Consider the following 22,472-nt stretch of genomic DNA (forward strand, 5'->3'; position numbering starts at 1 on the left):
TGATCCCGGCTTCCTTGCACGCTTGCGGCGTTGTCTTCCCGCTGGCCACCGCCACTTCAACCTGCCGCAACACCGTTACGATCTGCTCTGGTTTGTACCTCTGCATCGGCATATTCAAATACCTCCCTCATGAGATTCTCTCTCACTTCCGCTGGTATCGAAATCGCCGGGCAGGTCACCGACCCTTCCAATGTTGACTGATACCAGCAGTAAATTCCTCTTGTTCACTTGCCCAAAAGAGTTCGGATGATGGTATGATGCACTCGCCTACACTTGGGCTGACATCGGATATTTATCAAACAGGCATTCGAAATGCCAAGGGCTGATCTTGGGCTTGCGCCGATTTTTAGGAGGTTGGGATGAATAGAATGATTGCTCGCGTATTCGCAGGGGTACTGCTTGTGTATTCTCTCGCATGGGCGCAGGCTGGACCTAAAGTGAGCGGGGTCGAGCCTGCCACCGGGAAAGTCGGCAGTTCAGTGACTATCAGTGGCGAGAATTTGGGCAAGGATATCGTCGAGGCGGTGTATCTTTCAGACGACGAGAAAGATTACCCTGCCCAATTTTTAGAGCAATCCGCAAGTAAGGTTGTCGTGAAGATTCCGGAACTTAAGGCGGGTGGCTATAATATTGCGTTGAAGGTTGGTAACAACATTTTTATTCAACCGATTCGAATCACAGTTGAGTAACTAGCGCGCAATACGTTGGTGCTGCCACACCAATCAGGCCACTGCCAAAATTATCACGACATCCAGTGGCGTCTCTTGCATTTCTATTGGGCGTGAGTTACTCGAATATCCACGTAGTGGCTTCCCCCCTGTTCGGATACTCCTTCCCTGAATAGCTTGTTGAAAAAACATTAAGTTGTCATTCTGAAGCCCAGCGCTTTTTAGCCGCGCTGAAAAAATGCTTTGTTATCGACAGCGCGATCCATAAAGCAGATTTCCTGCTGTGCTCGGGATGACAACTTAAACACTTTTTTCAATAGGCTGCTAAAAAAATGATGCAGCACACGGTGTTGGAGTTGAGTTTATCCCACCACCTCGTAATTTTTCACTTCAACTTTGGAAACCCCCATCAGGCTTCGGGTGTGGCGGAGAATCTCCTGGTGCGCCGGGCTGGAGCGGTAAGCGTCAATCGATTTCTGATCTTCCCAAGTTTGCAAGGAGATGAATTCACCGGGCAGGTCGCGGCTGTGCAGGAACTGTTCGCTTAGGCAGCCCGGTTGCTGGATCATGATGGGAGCGCAGTCCTTCTTCCACAGTGCCTGAGCCTCGACGCTGCGTTCAGCCGGTATGGTGACGATGATCATTCGAGTTATCATAATGCGTTACCTCCTGGGACAGTTGCCTGCTACCATGCTAATCCTAACCGGGTGATCAGAATTAAAGAAATGCTTACGATTGTTCCCGACCGACGAAGCTTCATCATAAGGCTTTGCGCACAAGTCCGAAGGGGGCGTACATATATTGAGAGGAACAATCATGTTATCGAGTAAGTTCAGTAGATTTCAGCCCTACGCGATTGGGCTGTTGCGCATCTTCGCCGCTTTCGTTTTTGTTCAGCGCGGTTTACAGAAGTTCGGATTGTTTGAAGGCAAGGCTCGGGAATTCCCGCAACTGCTATGGTTCGCAGGCGTGAACGAGACCATCTTTGGACTGCTGATTTTCCTTGGACTGTTTACTCGTCCCGCGGCTATCCTAATGGCTGGCCAGATGGCCATTGCCTACTTCATCTCTCATTTCCCGCGCGGCTTCTGGGCTGTGACGAACGGCGGCGAGCCAGCCGTCTTGTTCTGCTTCATCTACCTGTTCATTTTCACCGCCGGGCCGGGGAAGTTCAGCATGGACGGGCTGCTCGCGCGGCGCTCTGGCGGGCGAGGCTGATGAGCATCTGAGCCGCTTGATTTCAGGTTGAAAGTTGTATAATTAGTTCACGATCGGCCCCACTTTTGCGAGTTCCGCCAGCGGCAACACTAATAGTCGGGGCTAAACCTCAGCGGTCGCGATGGGCGATTTGAAACCGCGTCGGGAACTCGATTCTTCAGGTTCCCTCCAGGGAATTCCGCGCATGGTTTTGAAGTTTCAGCGATAACAATTAGAGGTATAATCGGGGCAAGCTGGCCGAGGATTCGGGCGGTATGATGATCGAGACAGAGTAGTTTCCAGAAAGCTTAGGAGGAATGAAAATGCTACGCAAGGCTAAGTTTGTGCTGATGCTGTTGGTGCTGGCCGCGGCCAGCGTGCAGCCGGTGGCTGCGGAGGGGCTTGATGTGGGCGGGATGCTGCGCCTGCATATGGCGCGCACACGGCGGATGCTCACGAACGTTATTGCCGCTATGCCAGAGGACAAATATGATTATCGCCCGGTGAAGGAAGTTCGCAGTTTCCGCGAGATGGCTGTGCATCTCATTCAGGATGGCTTCTCGCACGTCGGCTGGTCCGCGGGAATGTCGCGCGAGGAATCCGAGAAGCTTGCGGCAAAGTATGAGCATATCAAAACCCGCGAGGAGATTCTGCGTGGTTTGGACGAAATGTACACTTGGTCCGAGCAAACTGTAGGGACAATCAACGCGACTAACGCTACGGATATGGTGGTTGGTATGCGCAGCGAGCGCCAAACCCGATTTGAAGCAGCCATGGTGGCTTTTGAAGACCAGATGGGCCACTACGGCAACTTTGTCGTCTACCTGCGTTTGAATGGCGGCGTGCCGCCATCCACCGCGAATGCGGACATGGAGCGCGCCGAGAACCAGCGCAAGAACAAGGAAGTTGGGGTCGCTCCTCCCGCTCCCGCCGACGAGCACAAGCATTAAGGCGCGGAGTTATCCTTGAAAATACAAATGCTCTGCCTGTGGCGGCTACCACAGGCAGAGCATTTTGTTTTTTTGGGCATCTTCCAGCGACTACGGTCTTTCTTCCGGTGCCAGCGGCGCGGTCGCATGAGCTGCCGCTTTGCGGCGCTCGCGCAAGACTTCGATTACGGCGGGAAGTATCGAGAGAACGATGACTACCACAATGACATAATGGATATTGCGATCGATATTGGGGATCATTGCGCCCAGGAAATAACCGAGCAGCGTCATCCCCATCACCCAAAACACGCCACCAAAAATATTATAGAAAACGAACCGCCGGTAGTTCATGCCCGCCGCGCCTGCCACGGCGGGAGCAAAGGTGCGGACGACGGGCACAAAGCGCGCCATCACGATGGTCTTGGGGCCGTACTTCTCGTAGAACTCCCGGGTCCGGTCGAGATGACGGCGCTTGAAAAATCGGGAGTCGGGACGATTGTAGAGAGCCTTGCCAGTGCGATATCCAATCAGGTAGCCCATTTGGTCGCCGAAAATCGCGCAGATAGACCCGAAAAACAACAAGGCTCCCAGATTCAGGTGTCCCGTCGCCGCGAATACTCCAGCCGTTACCAACAGAGAATCTCCCGGAAGAAAAAATCCTACAAATAGCCCTGTCTCAATGAAGACAATCGCGCAAACCATTATGGTGCCGCCGCTCGTAACGATTCCCTGCACGTTCGTAACGGCGTGAAAAATATCTCTAAGCCAGTCGATCATGAGGTCTCCATTTGCAAAAGCGGACGCGAAGCGACCGTAGTATCACGGATTTCGCCTTGCGTGCTTTCGGTTCTGCGGGCGGCGGCTCCACCCCATGGCTTACTTTTTCTGCGCCGCTTCCATGTGAGCGATGAACTGGCGCGTCAGGTGCGGTACTTGTCCCAACGAGCGCTCGAACATCATGAGCTGGCCGCGGTGATGCATCTCGTGCTCCTTTACGGACAGAATCATTTCAAAGCGGCTCTTCGCGGCGGGAGTCATCCCCGTGGGCATCGCCACCATCTCCCCCAGGAAACTATCGGAAAGGCTCTCTAGCCATTTTGCGAAGAGTTCACCGTTCTCCTTCAACAGTTGGATCAACTGCGCTTTGTCGCGCGGCTTCTGCTCTTCGGCCATCATGCCGCCGAAGAATCCCGGAAAATCGAAACCTTCCAGAGTGCTGATCGGCTGGACGGCGTGGACCTGATGCTGCAGCCGGTAGGACACGGCGATGTGCGTCAGCAGTTGCGCGACAGTTCGAAGTCCGGGAGCCAGTGGCTTAGTGTAAGCTTCTGCAGGAATCTCTTCCGCGATGGTGATGGTGTTGTTGCGGACGGTTCGAAAACTCGCCGCTAATTCTTTTGCGCCGTAAAAATTCATGATTGTATCCTATTATCCATTGGTTTTTATTGCACTAAGATTTGCGGCAGGCCCGCTTGAAATATTTTATCACGCGGCATCCTGCTTAACGTTAACGAGACATTAAGAACGAGGCGGCCCGGTGGTGATATAGGACTGATATATTAGATAGAGGATGACCAGCGATTCCGGGACTTAACCGGTCTGGCTTTCCGTAATGGACGATACCGAACTGAAGATACCGCGACATGATACAACTTTCCGCCGCTTCTAAACGATTCGGCTCTCGATTACTGTTTGAAGATTTCAACTGGTTGCTCACGCCACAAGATCGCGTCGGTCTGGTCGGTGGCAATGGCACGGGCAAGTCCACGCTGCTTAAAATTCTCGCCGGGATCGAGCATCTCGACGAGGGCACGCTTAGCTCCATCCGCAACCTCACGACAGGCTATCTGCCGCAGGATGGTCTCAGCGCCTCCGGTCGCAGCGTTCTGGAAGAGGCGCTGTCCGTGTTTGGCGACCTGCATGATGCCGAGCGAGAGATGGAAGTGTTGACACTCCGCATGGGCGAGATCGATCCCGAGGGCGAGGAGTTTCGCCGCGCCGCGGAGCGCTATCACAAGCTGGAAATCGTCTTCAACGCCGGCGATGGTTATCAGCTTGAGACGCAGGCGAAACTGGTTCTTGACGGATTAGGCTTTCGTCCCGCCGAATTTTCCCGCGATACGCAGGAACTCTCCGGGGGATGGCAGATGCGCCTTGCGCTGGCCAAGTGCCTGCTGCTCAAGCCGCATCTGCTGCTGCTCGACGAGCCCACCAATCACCTGGACCTGGAGGCGCGCAACTGGCTGGAGTCGTTCCTGCACGATTATCCCCACGCCGTCGTGCTGGTCTCGCATGACCGCTATTTCCTCGACGCTTCTGTGAATAGAATCCTGGAACTTTGGAATCGCCAGGGGCATTTTTACCCCGGCAATTATGAGCAGTATCTGGAACGGAAGTCCGCGCGGCGAGAGCAGCTGCTGGCCGAATACCGCCAACAGCGTGAGCGCATCGATCACTTGGAGATTTTCATCAATCGGTTCCGTTACCAGGCGAGTAAGGCGCGTCAGGTGCAGAGTCGCATCAAGGAGCTCGAAAAGATCGAGCGCATCGAAATTCCGCCTGACGAGCAGACCATTCGCTTCAGCTTTCCGCAACCGCCGGCCAGCGGGCGCGTGGTCACCGAATTTGCCGATATCGCCAAGCGCTATGACGACAAGCAGGTTTTCAGCGGCGTGAATTTCATGATCCGCCGCGGCGAGCGCATCGGCCTGGTGGGAACCAACGGAGCGGGCAAGTCAACATTGATCAAGTTGCTGGCCGGAACGGAGCTTCCCTCGGCGGGTGAATGCAAGCTGGGACACAACGTGGAGGTGGAGTATTTCGCGCAGGATCAGTACAAGATGCTGAACCCGCAAGCGCGGCTGATCGATGATTTGTCGAGCGTCGCGCCCATCGATCTGAGCACTCAGACCAAACTACGCACGCTGCTCGGCTGTTTCTTGTTCACAGGGGACGATGTATTCAAACCCATCGGAGTGCTGTCCGGCGGCGAACGTAATCGCTTCGCCCTGGCCCGAATGTTGCTTCAACCTCCGAACTTCTTATTGCTCGATGAGCCCACCAATCATTTGGATCTGCGCGCTAAGGATGTGCTATTAGATGCCTTGCAGAGATTCAGCGGTACCATCGTTTTCGTTTCCCACGACCGGTATTTTATCGATCACCTGGCCACCCGAATATTCGAGATCGAGAACGGGAAATTGACCGAATATGATGGGAACTACGAAAACTATCTCCGACAGAAGGAGGGCGGCAGCGCTAGCAGCAGTGTGGCGATGGGGCAAGGAGAATCACACCCGGTCGTTGCGGACCCATCCAGAAGTGTAAAGAAGGAGCCGACAGAGGCTTCTTCCGAGAGCCCGAGGACGCGCCCAAAGCGTCTGAATCCCATTCTCGTCAAGGAAATGCGTAACCGGCATTCGGAGATAGAAGAGGAAATCATCCGATGCGAGGCGGAGATTGCAGATTCTGAGTCCGCTCTCGCTCAGTTCAAGAGCGCGGAAGAAACCATCCGCCTCACCAAGGGATTGGAATCGAGCCGCTTCCGCCTTTCTGAACTTATGGGCGAGTGGGAACAGTTAAGCATCGATTTAGATGAGCAGTTGAAAGTCGATTAGTTGGCTCTGCCAGGATTCTCAACTTTGTGAGAGGAGCAACCAGAGATCAAGCCTCAAGCTTTTCGCGAATCGAATACCGATTGAGCGACCATCACTGCGTTTGCGGCCGTGGGCCATCCAGCATAAAAGGCTGTGTGAGTAATTAGTTCTCCGATCTCCTCCTGCGTAACGCCATTGTCCAAGGCCAGCCCAATATGCAGGCGAAGTTGATCAGTGCGGTAGGTGGCCATTAGAACCGCCACGGTGATGAGGCTGCGGTCCCGTTTGGACATTTCGGTTCGTTCCCAAATTTCCCCGTACAAAAGATCTGATGTAAGCTGCGCCAGTCGCGGTGCAACTTTTTTCATTGTTGGTTGAGAACTCATGGCATCTCCTATCTACTTGAAAAGATTAAAGTTTCTCTAACATGCAGCACAATTCTGACATTCATTGCTCTGGCCGAAAAGGGAAGAAAGATCAAAGGGAAAATTTACAAAATACAATGGTGGGCCTGGGCAGATTCGAACTGCCGACCTCCGGTTTAGGAAACCGCTGCTCTATCCACCTGAGCTACAGGCCCGTAAGTGCCTTGATGCTTTCCTCTTCATGTTATCCAAGTTAGCACCGGGGTTCAATGTGTGCGACCGGAGGTGCTGGAGATTACCCCAAAAGCTATAATGATGCGAACCGGTGCCGATATACAATATTTCGAGGCTAGGCATGTTGTCGTGCGCCATACTGGTCGGCGAGACGCGATGGCTGACGGAGCATTGTCGTTTAATCGGAATTTAGGCTCCCAGATGCCCATGCGCTGATCCCTAGCAGTGGTGGGTAGGATTGCCCACGGTGAAACTTGCTTAAATAGCAAGGTTTTCCGCAAACCGGAATCGGCGAGCGCGAATATGCGACATTAGAAAGAGGTTTGGGTCAGAAACTCCTGAGCTACTGAACGACGCATGAACAGCATATTCTCCAAACCGGCTTCCGACCAGAACAAGGACTCACGCTCATTCCATTTTTATGCTCCCGTTGTCGATACCAGCCTGCTCGTGCCTGGCATTGACAATGTCCGCCATGATGTCAGTCTGAGCCCAAAATTTCTGGAATGTTGTCGCACCTTGATTTTCCAATTGATCGTTCGACACTCAGAGGTTGGGGCGCTTTTGACCGGGCTATCCCAGGCTAATGCTGGCCTTGATCGGAAAGAGTTCAAGCAACTGCTGCAGTCCCTGTTGCTGAACATGCTTGACCATGCGAATGCGGTGAAAAATCCGCAACTCGAACTGCTGGCCCAGGCGGCGATTCTTAAGTCCCTCGCCAGAGAAATGCAGTCTCAATTTAGCATTGTGGTTTTGCAGTGCCGCGAAAAAATCAGAGATTTCGAAAATCCGCGGCACCCACGCCAGGAACTCCGGTACCAGTTGCAAGATAAGTTCAGCGATTTTCAAAAGAACAAGCGCATCATCTTGCGACGAGTAAGCGATGATTTGGCAGAAATGATGGAAGAGGTCAGGAATGGGCCCGTGCGCAGGACGCGCGAATCCTATTTCGGGCCCGCCGCGACAGCGACACAATCAATCTTCTCCAATCCTTTAATTTTTACAGAGGATGGCCGTGACGACTACCTGAACCTTGACCGCTACGTCATGCTGGGAAAATTCCAGCGCGACACGGATCGATATGAAATTGTCGAACAATTGGTGCGCAATTTTATTGAATGGGCAGATCGTGAATCCGAAGTGGCAGCCAAGCTTCGTCAGCAGAGTGTGATTTGCGACGAAATCAGGTTATCAATAGAATCTTTGAAAGCTCAGCGCGAGGAGATAACCCAGACGCGCAGATTTTTCCCGTTGGCCTCCAGGTCCACTCCGATGCCCGAGGCCGCCGATATTAGGCATGGAATTGCTCAAGCGGAAGAGCAGCTTACAAGAGAGCAGAAATTGCTGCAGGTGCTCTTCGCGGAATTCAGCACTCGCATAGACCAGATCATTGAAGCTCCAGAGAACACAGCTCTCCTGGTGGATTACCTGCAATCCGAAAAAAATCTGGGTGATGATGGGAAATCCTCACGAGCAACATCGGAATCGATATTGTTGCAAGTCCGCGCTGAAAGTCAGCGTGCAGCGGTGGAACATCTTTACGAGTCCCTCGCCAAAGGGGGGGTGCTTCCCTATGTGCTGGGTGCCTATGAAACGGCCCGAATCTACCGCCATTTCTGCCCCCCGCTGAATCCGCAACAATTGAAGACTGCATTAGTCGAAGCGGGTGAACGCAAGAAAATCCTTCATTTGATTCAGGAGTATCGCCTTCCCTCTGGCGCTACGGAAATGATCGAAGATGGCGCGAGGAGGTTGCGCGACGCCAGTGCCCGTGATATCCGTGCCACATTGATTCGATTTGTACGAGACTTTTTCCAATTCGCGCACGATTTAAGAAATTTGAAATTAGCCCAAATCCTGATGGATCGGGTGCATCTTCCGACCGATATCAAGCAAAAGGAACTCTCCGAGATCAATGACACGCTCTATCTTTTCCTGATACCTGATGAGGAAAAGCCGAGAGAAGAAAAGGTTGTCAGCCATTCAATACTAAAAGCGGATGTCCGTGATTCAACATCCATAACGGCAGAGTTGCTGGCGCGAGGACTAAACCCCGCCTCCTACTTTAGCCTCAATTTCTTTGAGCCAGTTCGTAAACTCCACGGCAGGTATGGCGCGGTGCAGGTATTTCTGGAGGGAGATGCCCTGATTCTGGCCATCATGGAAAACGAAGGCGAACCTCGCGGCGCTAATTCTGTCGCTCGGACCTGCAGCTTGGCGCGGGACATTATTGAAGGAATCCGAAGCGTTAACGATCGAGCCGCGCAGCGTGACCTGCCGTTGCTAGAGTTGGGCATCGGTATTTGCTATCAGCCTTCGCCTCCGATGTATCTGATGGACGGCGACCGCCCGATCATGATTTCCAAGGCCTTGAATGAATCTGATCGTCTGTCTGGTTGCGGTAAGCTGGCGCGCCAACTGCTGGCCCAGCACAGCCGATTCTTTAATGTCTTCGTCATGCAATTGTTGCCGGAAGCGGATTCGCGAGAAGCGGCGGAAGAGTTTCGTGTGCATTACAATGTCCAGGGAATTGAAATCAACGAGGCCGCTTTCGAAAAGCTTACTCGCGAACTCACTCTAAACCGACTTGACTTGAGACTACCATTAATTGGTGAGCCGGAGGATGTCGAGTTGCATTGCGGAACCTTGTCGGTTGGGGCGACTGGCTTACAAAGACTGATCGTTCGGCGTGGCCGGGTTCCTCAACTCAGCCCCAAGGATTTGCGCATCATCGACTATACCGACCGCTATTACTATGAAGTCTGCACCGCCAAACCCCTTTACGACTACGTTGCCAAGCAAGTCGGCTGGTAACAAACTCGCCGGTTAATTATTTCCGTCAAGACCTGCAAACCAATTTAGCCTTTCCAGGATGCGCCGTGAGGGGTTTGCTACAATCAAGGGCATGGATAAAGAAAAAATTACTGTTATTGGCGGTGGACTCGCGGGTGCGGAGGCGGCATTGCAACTCGCACGCAGAGGGATCGCCGTCGATCTCTACGAGATGCGCCCGACGCACAAGACTCCCGCTCACCAGACTGGCCATCTTGCCGAACTGGTCTGCAGCAATTCGCTCAAGAGCGACCGCGAATTTTCCGCGCCATGGCTCCTTAAGGAGGAGATGCGGCGTATCGGATCTCCGTTGCTGGAGATCGCACGGCGCTGCGCGGTTCCAGCCGGGCATGCGTTGGCTGTCGATCGAGATCTCTTCGCTGCGCAAGTTACTGCCACGGTGGCACAAGAGCCGTTGATCAACCTGAAGCGCGAGGAAGTGCTGAAAATCCCCGCCATGGGAATTGTGATCATCGCTTCCGGCCCACTCACCAGCGATGTGCTGGCTGCATCGATTCAAGACCTGACCGGCAGCGAGAGGCTGTTTTTCTATGACGCGATTAGCCCGATCGTAGATGCCGCGACATTGGATCGCAGTATCATATTTTCCGCGTCACGCTACGATGTAAGCCTCCCCATTTCTGCGGAGAGCGCAATTAGCGCAGCGCACAATCCAGGGCAATCGACGCCGGAGTCCGATGGGGATTATCTGAATTGCCCGATGTCGCGCGAGGAGTATCAGAAATTCCATGATGCGCTGATGGCGGCCGATTCGGTGGTGCGTCACGAGTTTGAGGATGTGAAGTATTTCGAGGCCTGTCTTCCTCTGGAAGAGCTGGCGCGGCGAGGGCGCGATACTCTGCGCTTTGGTCCGATGAAGCCGGTGGGGCTGACCGATCCGCGAACGGGCAGGCGCCCTTATGCCGTAGTGCAACTCAGGAAAGAAAATCAGCGGGCGGACAGCTACAATTTGGTTGGATTTCAGAACCATCTCAAGTTTGGAGAACAGAAGCGCATCCTACGGATGATCCCTGGCCTGGAGCAGGCGGAGGTGCTTCGCTACGGGCAGATTCACCGGAACACTTATGTGAACGCTCCGGCGCTGCTCAACGCCACGCTGCAACTCCGCAATCACCCGCGCATCTTCTTCGCCGGGCAAATCTGCGGGGTGGAAGGTTACGTCGAATCGATTGCCACCGGGATGCTGGCCGGCCGATTTGCAGCCGAGATGGTTGCTGGCGTCGAGTCGGTTCCGCTTCCCCGCGCGACTGCGCTTGGTTCGCTTTGTCATTACATCACGCATGCCGACCCCAAGAATTATCAGCCTGCCAATATCGCATTTGACCTGCTGCCGCCGTTGTGCGCCACCGCCTTTGCGGAGCGCAAGGGCAAACCTAGCCGCCAGGAGCGGCATCAGCACTTATGCGAGATTGCGCTTAGAATGCTCGATCAATGGACGATGGCCGGGAATCAATCCTTGCTGGTCAGCGAATAAAAAAACTCCCCGACGGCAAATGTACGTTGCTATCGGGGAGCTGATATTGAGTCGTTTTGGGTTGGCTCATTTCGCTGGAAGCGGCATCGTGCGGGCCTGCTGCTTATAGAAGTCGATTGTCTTCTTCGTGAAGAATTTGTCGACTTCCAGCTTAGTGATTACTTTTTCCACGCATTGCAGGAATCTCTCGCGGTTGAAAGTCTCATTCGGCTTCAGCATTCCGGTCCGCTGCCAAGCTTCGGTAACGGTTTCCACGTAGTCGCGATAACCATTGCCATTCATGTCCACGAATCCTTGCGCCACGTTGACGATGTCCGGGTCGTCGCGGAATTCGCCGCGCCCATCAACCGGCTCGAGGCCCGTGCCGGTGAACCCCGCAAAGCCCGTGGTGCCTTGTCCCGAGGCTCCGCTGCTGACCGGGAAGATGTGGTAAACGCCCAGGCCGCAGCCCACCTCGGGCATGTCGATGGCGGGATTCTCCACGATATTATCCTTGTCGACATCGCCCAGCTCACGCCAATCTGAGCGCGTCGGCGGAGGCGCGACGCCTTTCTCCACCCAGGCGTCCAGATGGTCGATGAAGCCATCCATCAGCCGGGACATATCGATGATGGTCACGTCGCCGCGCTTGCCGTCCACCAGATTCTCGCCGCCGCCGTGGCTGATGCCGTCAATCTCGTAATAGCGGAACTTGTTCCACATGCCTTTGTCGCGAAGCATCTTGGCGTTCTGCCGCTTGTTGTGCAGGAAGTTGTTGGAGCCACGAAACGCCGGTGGATCATCGGGAGTCTCGTTCACATAGAGCAGGTGGCCGATCTCGATGGTGGGGACCATGCGCTTCTTGTCCTCATCGGTGGTGAAGACGACGTCCTTGCCATCCTTCATGGCCACGGGCAGCCACAGCCCGGAACCGGCGTCATCCACGATCACGCCGTCGATGATCGGCGTGCCGTCATCGTCCACGTTGATCCCGGCCTTGTAGCTGACCATGCGGCCCGGACGCGCGCCGCCCGAGTGGCCGTACCAGTATGTTTTCTTCGGCAGCGCGCCCAGGCTCGGCTGCGCGAGATTCGCCGCGAGCTTGGCGAACTGCATGATCAGCGGCGGCTGCTCGGTGACATTGCGATTCTTGAGCACGGCACCGTCGTCGAGCGTTACGTTCAAGTCGCCGCCCTGCATGAGCGTCGAGCGGCGGGTCTTGGCCATGATGTATCCCTTGTCAATCATCAGCTTTTCGTACTTGCTGATGCCGGCGATGGGATCGCTCTCCGTCAGCTCCTCGTACCAGAACTTGGCATTGCCGCGCGCGAAGCTGCGGCCAGCGCCGTGCGCGTTGACAAACAACTTCCCGTTCCACTCGGCCTTATCGACGGGATAGATCACCGTCATGCTGCTGCCTTGCTCCATGCTGTAACGCCCGATGCCGTGGAACACAGGCTTGTCTTCCTCGCCGCCCTGCTGATAGACAAACTCGGGATAGACGTTAAAGTAGTTTGAGTAGCGGGCCTTGTCGTCCTTCAGCGCGTAGCCATCCAGCGTGCCGGTTACGCCAACATCCAGGCGCTTGTACTTCTTGCCCTGATACTCGAACTCGATTTCCGTCATGCGGCAGACTTCCTGCCCGACGAGCTTGCCGTTGATGTCCTTCTTCTTCGGCACCAAAAACTGATCGCAACCCTTAACGTCGCTTACCGGTGCCGCCGAGGTGGTTGGCGGCAATGCAATTGCCAACGCGAGCACGCCTGTTGCACAGACCAAATTTTTCCAAATCGATTTACGCATGAGTCTTACCTCCTTAAATTCTTGTACCCAGCCGCGAAAAATGGCCGCTACTCTCCCTGCCAATTTATGATCGTCGTTATACTATCCCATACTTTGCACCGCCGCAAGCGCATCTGGCGTCCCCAATATTCCTCGGACTACAGTGCGGGGATTGGGTTACTTGCGGGCTCGGCCGGTTGTGTCGTTGGTTGAGCGGTATCGGGCATAGCCGGGGTGAGGGGCTGTAGTGCATCTACCGCCGCCGCAGGTGCTCCCGGTGCTTGTCCAGTGGCTGCGGGGAGCGGTTGAGTTGGGGGTCTCCGGATGGACGGTTGCGGTACAGGCGGTGCTGATGGCGACGACTGTGGAGCGGATTTCGCGGGAGATGCTTCCAAGGGTTCTGCGACGAGTGGCGTGGGCTCTGGCAAGGGGAGATCAAAGTCCGTGCCCACGATAACGATTACTTCTTCCAAGCTTTGCAGTTGTGCCAGCGAACGCACGCGGATGTCCTGGAACCTGGGTCCGGGGCTGGTGCGTTCGACTACGCCAACGGCTAGTCCTCGCGGGTATATCTTGTCCTCGCCGGAGGTGAACACTCTTTGCCCGAGAGTGATTCGCTCGCCGTTGGGAATGAAGTCAAGTTGCATGAACTCTTCGTTGCGTCCCTTCAGAATGCCGTGCATGCGGTTCTGTTCGAGCAGTACGCCCGCGCCGCTGAAGGGGTCGGAGAGCAGTATCACCTGGGCTGAATCTGGGAAGACGGCGAGAACTTTGCCGACTACTCCATCTGGAACCATGACGGGGGCATCCTGCCGCAGGCCCTGTCTGGCACCTTTGTCGATCATTAGCAACCGTGCTGTTTCACCCGCGCTACCGCCCAGCACGCGCGCCACGACGGTTTCACCGGGAATCACCGCTTTCAAATCCATCAGCGCCTGCAGGCGCTTCGCTTCGGCGGCAGCGGATTGCAGCTGCTGATTTTCCAGTTTAAGTTGATTTACCTGCTGGCTGAGATTGACGCTCTGCTCACGGGCTCCGCGCAGGTTGATGTAGCCCAACCAAACGGAGCGGATGGAATCGGAGACGGAGTTCATTGCGCGGTGAATCGGATCGATGACGAGGACGGTTCCATAGCGCACCAGTGGAATGTCGGTTTGGCTCCGCAATTGATAGCCGACCATCACGAACTGCGCCAGCAGAACTCCGGCGAGTACGATCAGGCCACGATAAAAAAGGGAGAGCCGCGTAGATTCCATAGAGAAACTCCATTGTAAATGGAGAGGACTCTAGCGACGAGGGCGGCGGCAGTTAGGGAGGTCCCGAATTCTGCACTTAACTGTAGCTGGGGACCCGCTCCCGCTAATCAACGGCGATCTTACGCAGCAGATTGAAGTCGCTGAGCATCTTGCCGGTTCCCAGCACCACGCAGGCCAGCGGATCGTCGGCGATCGAGACTGGCAACCCGGTTTCCTCGCGGATGCGCTTGTCGAGGTTCTTGAGTAGGGCACCGCCGCCGGTGAGCACGATGCCACGGTCAGAGATGTCGGCGGAGAGTTCGGGCGGAGTACGCTCAAGCGCGACACGAATCGCGTTGACAATGGTGTCCACGCCTTCCGAAAGAGCCTCGCGGATCTCGGCGTCCTGAATGATCAGCGTCTTGGGCACTCCCTCGATCAAGTCGCGGCCCTTGATCTCCATGGTCAATGGCTTTTCCAGCGGATAGGCGGAGCCAATTTGGATTTTGATCTGCTCGGCGGTACGCTCACCGATGAGCAGATTAAATTTGCGCTTCAAGTAATGCATGATGGCGTCGTCCAACTCATTGCCGGCGACGCGCACTGACCTCGAGTAAACGATGCCTGAAAGCGAAATGACGGCGATGTCCGTGGTGCCGCCGCCGATGTCCACCACCATATTTCCCGATGGTTCTGTGATGGGGAGCCCCGCTCCGATGGCTGCGGCCATGGCCTGTTCCACCAGATGCACCTCGCTGGCCTTCGCGCGATAGGCCGAGTCCTGCACGGCGCGCTTCTCGACTGGAGTGATCTCGCTGGGCACACCGATTACGATCCGCGGGCGCACCAACATTTTGCGATTGTGTGCCTTATGGATGAAATACGTGAGCATCTTCTCGGTGACTTTGAAGTCCGCGATCACGCCGTCGCGCATGGGCTTGATGGCCACGATGTTGCCCGGCGTGCGGCCCAGCATCTCCTTGGCCTCCTTGCCCACGGCCTCCACTTCGTTGGTCACCTTATTGATGGCCACGATCGACGGCTCATTGACCACGATGCCGCCCGACTTGGCGTAGACCAAGGTATTGGCGGTTCCCAGGTCAATTGCCAGGTCGCGCGAGAAAAATGAAAAGAATGAGTGCCGGTTACCGGACATCGCGGGTATGCTCTCCCTAATGAGGTGCGGATTCAGGTAGCGCAAGATACTGCTTGTCCGAGCGCGCTCAGGAAGAAAAAAAATCGCGCTCAGGGAAAGCGATTTGAAGCTAAATGCTATTGTATCGTGATCGTCTTGCGCAAGGTGAAAACTTTGCCTTTTCTGTTTTGTGCCGTAACCGTAATCATGGTGGTACCTGCCGTGGGCATGGCCGAGGTGAAGTGCTTAAACGAGCCGTTCGGGGCCACATTGAATACCTGCTCATTGTTTACCAGGACGGTGGCGCCTGGTTCGGTCCTTCCCACCACCTCCATTACACGCCCGTGCTGGATGTACTGCTCAACGATCAGTAGAAGCTCCTCCGCACTGGCCTGATGAAGGACGGAGAAGAGATTGGGCTCGCTTTGCTGGCTCTCCTTGCCCTGCAAATTGAGCGAAATGACCGACCAATAGTAATCGCCTTCACGGAAAGCGGGCAACCGGATCGAGGTGGAGCGTACGCGTTGATCAAACAGCGGATCTTTGAGTAAGGGGGAAGTGGAGACGAGAATGCGGTAAGAATCGGCGGTGCCCACAGCCGACCACGTGAACTCAATCCCAATGCTACTTTGCGATCCGGTCATCACCACCGGCGCCATATCCGCAGGCGTCAGCAATAAAGGCGGGGCGACCACCTTCTTGCGCACCAGCAGACTGCCCGCCGCTCCGAAGGTTGCCTGCTCAAACTCACCCAGTTCGATTTGCTCTCCGCCGCGCTGCATCCCGGCACCGCCCTTTGAAACGGTGATCTCACGCACGTTAGTGGATGGATCGTTGTGCACCAACGCGCGGCTGTCCGCTTTCATGCGAGCTTCCGCATCGGCGAAGCGGACGCGGGAATCTCCCATGGACTTGGTCGTGGACAGGTCCACTGTCCCGCTGGTTACATGCACGGAAATTTTGGAATTGGCGATATTCACGGGAATCGCATTTTCTTCAATGGCGATCAGAGTGTTGGGACGAACCACATAGAGTGTCCCATCGGCGAACGCGATGCGGGCCACACCATCCTTGTCGGTCTGCACTATATCGCCCTGATCCAGCCCTTCGGCCAGCGAGGCTTCCATCCACGCTACGGAGCTTGCTTTGCGGACACGTACTCCGCCATCGAGATTCGTAAAGCGCGCCTGCCGGTTGGCGGTGGTGTCAACGGCTGCCGCATCGTTCTCATTTCCACGTAGCATCGCCAGCAGCGAAGCACGCGAGTTGGGGAACACCACCAGAAGGATTCCTCCCACCAACACCAATACTCCCAAGACTCCCAGTGTCAGTGTCTTATAGCTAACAGTGCGCCACTCCAATAGATCGGTCTGATCTTTGGTGGGACGGTCCTTTGGGATTAACGAATCAGGTATCTCGGGCATCTCAGATTCCAAGTCGCTGGTTTGGCGCGAGTATGACGATCTTGGTCAATTATTTCAACCCGTGCGTATATTATCTTATGCGGTCCAAGGGGCCAATGCTACTGTGCTGATTGCTGCAATATGGTACCCTTTCTGATTCACCCTTACGCATTTGGTTTTTCCAATAGCTACGGGAGAGTAATCTGAAGTTTCCCGGGCTGCTGGATGTAATCGCGGCGGGAAACCATCGCCGAGTTCCCGAGTTAATGCTACGCTGGTTTGAAACGGGTATCCGCACAATTCAACCAGGAATGTAAGTCATCAGGATAACGGCTCGGCGGCCATATTGTTATATCCTACTGGTTCGGTGTATTCTGCTTTGCCCGTGTCCGGCACGTTCAAGTTGAGGTCAATAAACACACGTCTATGGCAAAAACGACGGCAAAGATAAAATCGAAGACTAAAGCTCCGGCCCGGAAAAATGTCGTGAAGCTCGCACCACGCGGTGCAAAATCGGCTGCACCCTCCAAGCCAAATAAGTTGGCCAAGAAATCGGCGAAAGGCAAACCAGCAGCTCCACCGGCGAAGCCCTTGCAATTTCCCAAACGCAAGCCCACGGCGGAGGAGATTGTGCATCAGCAGTCTCTCGACCGTTTTACAGCGGGGCTCGAATTGATGAATCAGGGCAATTACGCCAAAGCCAAGTCCGGCTTCGAGCGGCTGGTGGGCAATCCCTCGCGTGAGCTGGCCGAACGCGCACAGGTCTATCTGAACATCTGCCAGCAGCGCGCCGCGCGGCCTTCATTGCAGCTGAAAACAGTGGAGGAGATGTACGATTATGCCGTGAGTTTGGCCAATGAAGGTCATCCCGAGCAGGCCGAAGAGCATCTGCGCAAAGCCTTGAAACTCGCGCCGCGCGCCGATTTTCTTTATTACGCGCTGGCCGCCACTTTCGCCCTGCGCAATGACGTTGAAGGCACCCTTGAATATCTCGACAAGGCTATTCAGATCAATCAGCGCAATCGCTTCCAGGCGCAGAACGACCCGGACTTCGAGAATATGCTGGAGGATCCTCGATTCACGGAATTGATCTACCCGGAACGGCCTTTGAGCTAAGGTGATCGCGACAACTGCCCGGCTCAGTCCGGTTCAGCCCAGCGCGCTTGGTTAAACGAGCATGAAAATCGTATCACTGGGAGGCGGCACGGGCCTATCCACATTGCTGCAAGGATTGAAGGCTTGGTATCCTGCCGATCCCGCCCCCGATTTACTAGAGATGGTTCTCGAAAAGGCCTATGGTTGCGAGGAGCCGCGCGTTACCGACCTGAGCTCGGTGGTCGCCGTCTCCGATGACGGAGGCAGTTCTGGTCGTCTCCGCCGCGATTTCCGGGTTCTGCCGCCCGGCGATATCCGCAACTGCATGGTTGCCCTTTCTGAAGACGAAGCACTGCTCTCCAAGCTTTTCCAGTTCCGCTTTGCCAGCGGCCAGGGTTTGAAGGGACACAGTTTTGGCAATCTTTTTCTCACTGCGCTCAGCGGAATCACCGGTGACTTTCAGGAAGCCATTCAGGTGTCCAGCGAAGTGCTAGCCATCCGTGGCCACATCTATCCTTCCACCATGTCCGATGTGCGCCTGGAGGCGGAGCTGGAAAATGGCCGCGTCGTGAAAGGCGAAACGCAGATTTCGCGCAGCCGCCGTCCCATCCGCCGCATCCGACTCTCGCCACGTAACTGCCGCCCCGCGCCGAAGGCTCTGGAGGCCATCGCTCAGGCGGACGTCATCACCCTGGGTCCCGGTTCGCTCTTTACTAGCTTAATCCCCAATCTGCTCGTTCTGGGCGTGGCCACCGCCATTGCCCAATCGCGTGCCGCCCGCATCTTCATTTGTAATCTAATGACCCAGCCCGGCGAGACGAACCGCTTCACTGCCGCGGACCATCTACGCGCCGTTATGAACCATGCGGGCGGTCAGCGGCTGTTTGACTACGTCATGGTTAACTCCGGTCCCATTTCGCACAGCGCGTTGCGCCGGTACAAAGTAACAGGAGCATCTCCGGTGAATCCGGGAAGCGAGGAGCTTGAGAGTATGGGAGTTCGCGTGGTCGCTGGCGACTTTGTCCGCGAAAAACGTACTGGACCCTCCGCCGAGCGCTGGGTGCGGCATGATCCCAGCCATCTGGCCAAAGCTGTGCTGGATACTTGTGCGGCACATCGCTATTGGGAAGAGGCGACAAAGTCAGCCGGTCCAGCCTAAGCTACAATACCCAGTGATGAATTAAGTCTTGAGGGGAGACCATGAAGGACAGTACCATCGTTGTGATTTTGGCCGCTGGGCTCGGAACGCGCTTTAAGTCCAAATTGCCAAAGGTACTCCACTCGGCTGGCGGACGGACGCTGATCGATCACGTCGTCCGCGCGGTCAAACCACTTGCCTCACGCGCCACCTTCGCCGTCATCGGGTATCAGGCCGCACAAGTGGAACAGGCACTGCGCAGCGCTGGCCATGGACCCGGGCATGAAGAAGTCCGGCTCATACTTCAGAAGCAACAACTGGGTACGGGGCATGCTTTGGCCGCTGGCGAGCGTCAATTGCGGCGTGCTACCTCCTCCAATAAAGGCACAATTATGGTGGTGTGCGGAGACACCCCGCTGCTAACCACCGCGACTCTGCGCAACCTGCTTGCCCATCACCGCAGGAAACGCGCCATCGCCACGGTGCTGACCGCCGATATGGCCGATCCCGCTGCGTACGGGCGCATTCTCAGATCCGCGGATGGCTCACTCCTTGCCATTGTCGAATGGAAGTCCGCCACCTCCGAGCAGAAGAAGATTCGGGAGATCAATACAGGCATCTACTGTTTTGAGACTCGCGAACTATTTCCCGCTTTGAAGCGCGTCCGCAAGAATCCTGTGTCGGGGGAATACTATCTCACTGATGTCATCGAGCTGTTGGCCAAGGCGGGACACCGTCTCGCCGCCTGCCGCGCCGAAGATCCCGACGAAGTGGCGGGTATCAACGACCGGGCCGAGCTGGCCCGCGTGGATACCCTGCTGCGCCTGCGAAAGGCTCGTGAGTTAATGATTGCTGGAGTCACTATCCACTCACCCGAGACAGTGAGAATCGATCCCGACGTGACTGTCGGTCCTGACAGCACCATCGAGGCTGGTGTCTATCTGAATGGCAGGACAAAGATCGGCCCGGAGTGTGTTATTGGAGCTTACTCTATCATCACTGACTCACAGCTTGCCGCGCGAGTTACTATAAAGACATCCTGTGTGATTACAGAATCCCAGGTGGATGACGGAGCCAGCGTGGGACCATTCGCTCACGTGCGTCCGGGATCGCAGATCGGCGCGGGAGCCCGCATTGGCGACTTCGTGGAGATTAAGAAGTCCCGCATTGGCCGGCTCAGCCGAGCTAATCATCTAGCCTACATTGGAGACGCCACTGTGGGCGAAGATGTCAATATCGGTGCCGGGACAATCACCGTCAATTACGATGGTGTGAATAAGCACCAGACCATTATTGAGGATGGCGCCTTCATCGGTTCTGGTTCGGAGCTGATCGCTCCAGTGCGCATCGGCCGCGGCGCTTTTGTCGCCGCAGGCTCCACCATTCACGATCACGTTCCGGCCAACGCCCTAGCCATCGCCCGGGCCAGACAGTCAGTCAAGCCCGGCTGGATGGTCGAGCGAATTCGGAAACTAAAGAAGACCCCGAAATCTCATTCGTAGTCATTCGTAACTCTCACTCACTTACGAGCTCCCGTATTTTTCTGATTGTGGGTCGCAACCGCTATTTTAATAGGTGAACATATGACTCAGAAGGAAACGATTGGATTTATCGGGCTGGGTATTATGGGTTATCCCATGGCGGAAAATTTGCTGAAGGCCGGAAACGCCGTCACCGTTTATAACCGGACGCGGTCCAAGGCCGAGTCGCTCGCCGCGGAAGGCGCGAGCATTGCGCCCATCGTGGCGGATGTAGCACGAGCTGCCAGTGTAATCTTCATCTGTGTGGGCGGCACCGCGGACGTTGAACAAATAGCCGAAGAGTTGCTTCCCGCGATTCGGCCTGGTGCGCTAATCGTGGATTCCACCACCATCTCGCCCACCGCTAGCCGCCGGCTCGCAGCCCGCTTCTCCGAGTGCGGCGCGCAATTTTTGGATGCCCCCTGTACGGGCTCCAAAACGGGTGCCACCAATGCCACGCTGACATTCATGGTGGGTGGTGAGAAAGCTGCATTCGATCGTGCTCGACCCTATCTGGAGGCAATGGGCAAAAAAATATTCCACACAGGCGGGCAGGGAACTGGCTTACAGGTGAAGCTGACTCAAAATTTAATCGGCGCACTCACCTGCCAGGCCATGGCTGAGGGCTTCGTGCTGGCACGCAAGGCCGGCATCTCGCCATCGCTTGTGCTGGAGGTGCTCCAGAACAGCGTGGCGCGCAATCCCATGATTGACGGCAAACTCCCGCTGGTGCTCACGCGGAAGTTCGACCCCCATTTTTCGTTGAAATGGATGCATAAGGACCTGGGCTTGATGCTTGAATCAGCCAATGAACTGCAAGTTCCTTTGCCCGCAACGGCGCTGGTGAGGGAGTTATTTGGCGCGGGGATAGCCATGGGGCATGGCGAAGAGGACTTTGCTGCGGCCATTTGTGTCATTGAAAGTATGGCTGGCGTGGAAGTGCGCGAGGACTAGCGATCCAGTGCGCAATTCGCTATACGGAGCCCAAATGGGGAGAGGTTTAGTCAGATTTCACAGTCTGTTTCTGCGACGCGCATGTGCCGGGCTTGCACCTGGATTGATTGACACCCCGATGCGAACCCCCGTAGAATCGCTATGGCCGAATAGTTGCCCGAGTCGGTACACGCCCATCAGCCGCAGTCAATGAATGCTATCGAGGCGGAGCTGAGTGCCGATAGAGCGACTGGGGTTATCAAAACAAAGCAGCCATGGCAGCCCAAAAGAAAATTAAATTACTTCTAGGTGACCCACGTCCTGCCTTTCGGGCGGGCCTCAAACTTCTCCTGTCCAGTGAGAAGGACGTGGCATTGATCGGAGAGGTCGAGGCGGCGGATCAGGTGGTCAAGAAAGTAACTGCGCTAAAGCCGCAAGTAATCCTTATCCACTCGCAACTTTCCGAGTTCGGCGGTCGGAATTTGCTGCTGCAGGTTCAACGCAACTTCCCCCGCACGCGAATGTTGGTGATGGCCACGTCGGAAGATGAAGAGGGGTCCATTCGCGCACTACGCATCTCTACTGTGCAATTAGTTCCTCGTCAGGCAGCTTTTAAGCAAGTGCTGCAATGGATTCTCCGAGCGGAAACCAACGGATCGACGGCGGTTCCGGCGGCCGGAGCCACGGCAACTTCCAGCAAGAGTGGAGCGGACGAAGCCGAAGGCGATTCGCCGCTCAGCTCACGCGAGAGGCAGGTGGTCGAGTTGGTTTCACAAGGCTTTAAGAACCGCGAGATCGCCCAGCGCATGTTCATCAGCGAGCAGACTGTGAAGAATCATCTCCATAATGTTTTTGACAAGCTGGGCGTCTCTGATCGCTTGGAACTCGCACTGTACGCCATTCACAAACAGATGCAGGGTGGACTCTAGCGATCTC

Annotated in this window: 19 protein-coding genes and 1 tRNA gene; 11 read left to right on the plus strand and 9 right to left on the minus strand. The window is 55.5% G+C overall.

The window, feature by feature from the left end:
• The first annotated feature begins 359 nt into the window (after window positions 1-359).
• Window positions 360-689, plus strand: a complete 330-nt coding sequence (locus EXQ56_05910) for a hypothetical protein (protein MSO19989.1) — start codon at window positions 360-362, stop codon at window positions 687-689.
• A gap of 341 nt (window positions 690-1,030) precedes the next feature.
• On the opposite strand, the gene EXQ56_05915 is transcribed toward EXQ56_05910, so the two are convergent.
• A complete protein-coding gene (locus EXQ56_05915; GenBank protein ID MSO19990.1) occupies window positions 1,031-1,324 on the minus strand; it encodes an antibiotic biosynthesis monooxygenase in 294 nt (97 codons plus the stop codon).
• A gap of 160 nt (window positions 1,325-1,484) precedes the next feature.
• Here EXQ56_05915 and EXQ56_05920 point away from each other — a divergent pair, with 160 nt between their 5' ends.
• Both EXQ56_05920 and EXQ56_05925 read left to right on the plus strand, forming a co-directional pair.
• Window positions 1,485-1,886 carry a DoxX family protein gene (locus EXQ56_05920; protein ID MSO19991.1) on the plus strand — a complete coding sequence of 134 codons (402 nt, stop codon included), beginning with the start codon at window positions 1,485-1,487 and terminating at the stop codon, window positions 1,884-1,886.
• Window positions 1,887-2,182: 296 nt separating this feature from the next.
• Window positions 2,183-2,815 carry a DinB family protein gene (locus EXQ56_05925; GenBank protein MSO19992.1) on the plus strand — a complete coding sequence of 211 codons (633 nt, stop codon included), beginning with the start codon at window positions 2,183-2,185 and terminating at the stop codon, window positions 2,813-2,815.
• Between the two features lie 90 nt (window positions 2,816-2,905).
• Here EXQ56_05925 and EXQ56_05930 read toward each other — a convergent pair whose 3' ends face one another.
• Both EXQ56_05930 and EXQ56_05935 read right to left on the minus strand, forming a co-directional pair.
• On the minus strand, window positions 2,906-3,568 hold the full coding sequence (locus EXQ56_05930) for a DedA family protein (GenBank protein MSO19993.1): 663 nt from the start codon (window positions 3,566-3,568) through the stop codon (window positions 2,906-2,908).
• Between the two features lie 102 nt (window positions 3,569-3,670).
• Window positions 3,671-4,210: a DinB family protein gene (locus EXQ56_05935; GenBank protein MSO19994.1), complete on the minus strand. Its 540-nt coding sequence runs from the start codon at window positions 4,208-4,210 to the stop codon at window positions 3,671-3,673.
• A 227-nt stretch (window positions 4,211-4,437) separates the two neighbouring features.
• On the opposite strand from EXQ56_05935, the gene EXQ56_05940 reads away from it, so the two are divergent.
• Window positions 4,438-6,411 (plus strand): ABC-F family ATP-binding cassette domain-containing protein, encoded by a 1,974-nt coding sequence (locus tag EXQ56_05940; GenBank protein MSO19995.1) that lies wholly within the window; start codon window positions 4,438-4,440, stop codon window positions 6,409-6,411.
• Window positions 6,412-6,464: 53 nt separating this feature from the next.
• Here the strand turns inward: EXQ56_05940 and EXQ56_05945 are convergent, their stop codons facing one another.
• Together EXQ56_05945 and EXQ56_05950 are read right to left on the minus strand one after the other, a co-directional pair.
• Complete coding sequence (locus EXQ56_05945; protein MSO19996.1) at window positions 6,465-6,758, minus strand: carboxymuconolactone decarboxylase family protein; 294 nt, start codon at window positions 6,756-6,758, stop codon at window positions 6,465-6,467.
• Window positions 6,759-6,893: 135 nt separating this feature from the next.
• A tRNA-Arg gene (locus tag EXQ56_05950) sits at window positions 6,894-6,970 on the minus strand.
• Between the two features lie 376 nt (window positions 6,971-7,346).
• Between EXQ56_05950 and EXQ56_05955 the strand changes: the two genes are divergently transcribed.
• Both EXQ56_05955 and EXQ56_05960 read left to right on the plus strand, forming a co-directional pair.
• A complete protein-coding gene (locus EXQ56_05955; GenBank protein MSO19997.1) occupies window positions 7,347-9,803 on the plus strand; it encodes a hypothetical protein in 2,457 nt (818 codons plus the stop codon).
• A gap of 91 nt (window positions 9,804-9,894) precedes the next feature.
• Window positions 9,895-11,316, plus strand: a complete 1,422-nt coding sequence (locus EXQ56_05960; protein MSO19998.1) for a methylenetetrahydrofolate--tRNA-(uracil(54)-C(5))-methyltransferase (FADH(2)-oxidizing) TrmFO — start codon at window positions 9,895-9,897, stop codon at window positions 11,314-11,316.
• 66 nt (window positions 11,317-11,382) lie between these two features.
• Here EXQ56_05960 and EXQ56_05965 read toward each other — a convergent pair whose 3' ends face one another.
• The 4 genes from EXQ56_05965 to EXQ56_05980 form a co-directional block, all read right to left on the minus strand.
• Window positions 11,383-13,098, minus strand: a complete 1,716-nt coding sequence (locus EXQ56_05965; protein MSO19999.1) for a hypothetical protein — start codon at window positions 13,096-13,098, stop codon at window positions 11,383-11,385.
• Between the two features lie 137 nt (window positions 13,099-13,235).
• Window positions 13,236-14,333 carry a hypothetical protein gene (locus tag EXQ56_05970; protein MSO20000.1) on the minus strand — a complete coding sequence of 366 codons (1,098 nt, stop codon included), beginning with the start codon at window positions 14,331-14,333 and terminating at the stop codon, window positions 13,236-13,238.
• A gap of 103 nt (window positions 14,334-14,436) precedes the next feature.
• Window positions 14,437-15,468, minus strand: a complete 1,032-nt coding sequence (locus tag EXQ56_05975; protein ID MSO20001.1) for a rod shape-determining protein — start codon at window positions 15,466-15,468, stop codon at window positions 14,437-14,439.
• Between the two features lie 116 nt (window positions 15,469-15,584).
• Window positions 15,585-16,871: a hypothetical protein gene (locus EXQ56_05980; protein MSO20002.1), complete on the minus strand. Its 1,287-nt coding sequence runs from the start codon at window positions 16,869-16,871 to the stop codon at window positions 15,585-15,587.
• Window positions 16,872-17,276: 405 nt separating this feature from the next.
• Here EXQ56_05980 and EXQ56_05985 point away from each other — a divergent pair, with 405 nt between their 5' ends.
• The 5 genes from EXQ56_05985 (at window position 17,277) to EXQ56_06005 (ending at window position 22,465) form a co-directional block, all read left to right on the plus strand.
• Window positions 17,277-17,966: a tetratricopeptide repeat protein gene (locus tag EXQ56_05985; GenBank protein MSO20003.1), complete on the plus strand. Its 690-nt coding sequence runs from the start codon at window positions 17,277-17,279 to the stop codon at window positions 17,964-17,966.
• Window positions 17,967-18,027: 61 nt separating this feature from the next.
• Window positions 18,028-19,104 (plus strand): YvcK family protein, encoded by a 1,077-nt coding sequence (locus EXQ56_05990; protein ID MSO20004.1) that lies wholly within the window; start codon window positions 18,028-18,030, stop codon window positions 19,102-19,104.
• Between the two features lie 41 nt (window positions 19,105-19,145).
• Window positions 19,146-20,585 carry a bifunctional UDP-N-acetylglucosamine diphosphorylase/glucosamine-1-phosphate N-acetyltransferase GlmU gene (glmU, locus tag EXQ56_05995; protein MSO20005.1) on the plus strand — a complete coding sequence of 480 codons (1,440 nt, stop codon included), beginning with the start codon at window positions 19,146-19,148 and terminating at the stop codon, window positions 20,583-20,585.
• Window positions 20,586-20,666: 81 nt separating this feature from the next.
• A complete protein-coding gene (locus EXQ56_06000; protein ID MSO20006.1) occupies window positions 20,667-21,557 on the plus strand; it encodes an NAD(P)-dependent oxidoreductase in 891 nt (296 codons plus the stop codon).
• Window positions 21,558-21,811: 254 nt separating this feature from the next.
• Window positions 21,812-22,465, plus strand: a complete 654-nt coding sequence (locus EXQ56_06005; protein ID MSO20007.1) for a response regulator transcription factor — start codon at window positions 21,812-21,814, stop codon at window positions 22,463-22,465.
• The last annotated feature ends 7 nt before the right edge of the window (window positions 22,466-22,472 follow it).

Source organism: Acidobacteriota bacterium (assembly GCA_009691245.1).
Taxonomy (GTDB): Bacteria; Acidobacteriota; Terriglobia; order 2-12-FULL-54-10; family 2-12-FULL-54-10; genus SHUM01.

Bases quoted from the DNA above. Each gene is read 5' to 3' on its own strand.
- EXQ56_05910 (MSO19989.1), top strand. From the start codon at position 360: ATGAATAGAATGATTGCTCGCGTATTCGCAGGGGTACTGCTTGTGTAT.
- EXQ56_05975 (MSO20001.1), bottom strand. From the start codon at position 15,468: ATGTCCGGTAACCGGCACTCATTCTTTTCATTTTTCTCGCGCGACCTG.
- EXQ56_05945 (MSO19996.1), bottom strand. From the start codon at position 6,758: ATGAAAAAAGTTGCACCGCGACTGGCGCAGCTTACATCAGATCTTTTG.
- glmU (MSO20005.1), top strand. From the start codon at position 19,146: ATGAAGGACAGTACCATCGTTGTGATTTTGGCCGCTGGGCTCGGAACG.
- EXQ56_05925 (MSO19992.1), top strand. From the start codon at position 2,183: ATGAAAATGCTACGCAAGGCTAAGTTTGTGCTGATGCTGTTGGTGCTG.
- EXQ56_05990 (MSO20004.1), top strand. From the start codon at position 18,028: ATGAAAATCGTATCACTGGGAGGCGGCACGGGCCTATCCACATTGCTG.
- EXQ56_05980 (MSO20002.1), bottom strand. From the start codon at position 16,871: ATGCCCGAGATACCTGATTCGTTAATCCCAAAGGACCGTCCCACCAAA.
- EXQ56_05985 (MSO20003.1), top strand. From the start codon at position 17,277: ATGGCAAAAACGACGGCAAAGATAAAATCGAAGACTAAAGCTCCGGCC.
- EXQ56_05940 (MSO19995.1), top strand. From the start codon at position 4,438: ATGATACAACTTTCCGCCGCTTCTAAACGATTCGGCTCTCGATTACTG.
- EXQ56_06000 (MSO20006.1), top strand. From the start codon at position 20,667: ATGACTCAGAAGGAAACGATTGGATTTATCGGGCTGGGTATTATGGGT.
- EXQ56_05915 (MSO19990.1), bottom strand. From the start codon at position 1,324: ATGATAACTCGAATGATCATCGTCACCATACCGGCTGAACGCAGCGTC.
- EXQ56_05970 (MSO20000.1), bottom strand. From the start codon at position 14,333: ATGGAATCTACGCGGCTCTCCCTTTTTTATCGTGGCCTGATCGTACTC.
- EXQ56_05955 (MSO19997.1), top strand. From the start codon at position 7,347: ATGAACAGCATATTCTCCAAACCGGCTTCCGACCAGAACAAGGACTCA.
- EXQ56_05965 (MSO19999.1), bottom strand. From the start codon at position 13,098: ATGCGTAAATCGATTTGGAAAAATTTGGTCTGTGCAACAGGCGTGCTC.
- EXQ56_05960 (MSO19998.1), top strand. From the start codon at position 9,895: ATGGATAAAGAAAAAATTACTGTTATTGGCGGTGGACTCGCGGGTGCG.
- EXQ56_05935 (MSO19994.1), bottom strand. From the start codon at position 4,210: ATGAATTTTTACGGCGCAAAAGAATTAGCGGCGAGTTTTCGAACCGTC.
- EXQ56_06005 (MSO20007.1), top strand. From the start codon at position 21,812: ATGGCAGCCCAAAAGAAAATTAAATTACTTCTAGGTGACCCACGTCCT.
- EXQ56_05920 (MSO19991.1), top strand. From the start codon at position 1,485: ATGTTATCGAGTAAGTTCAGTAGATTTCAGCCCTACGCGATTGGGCTG.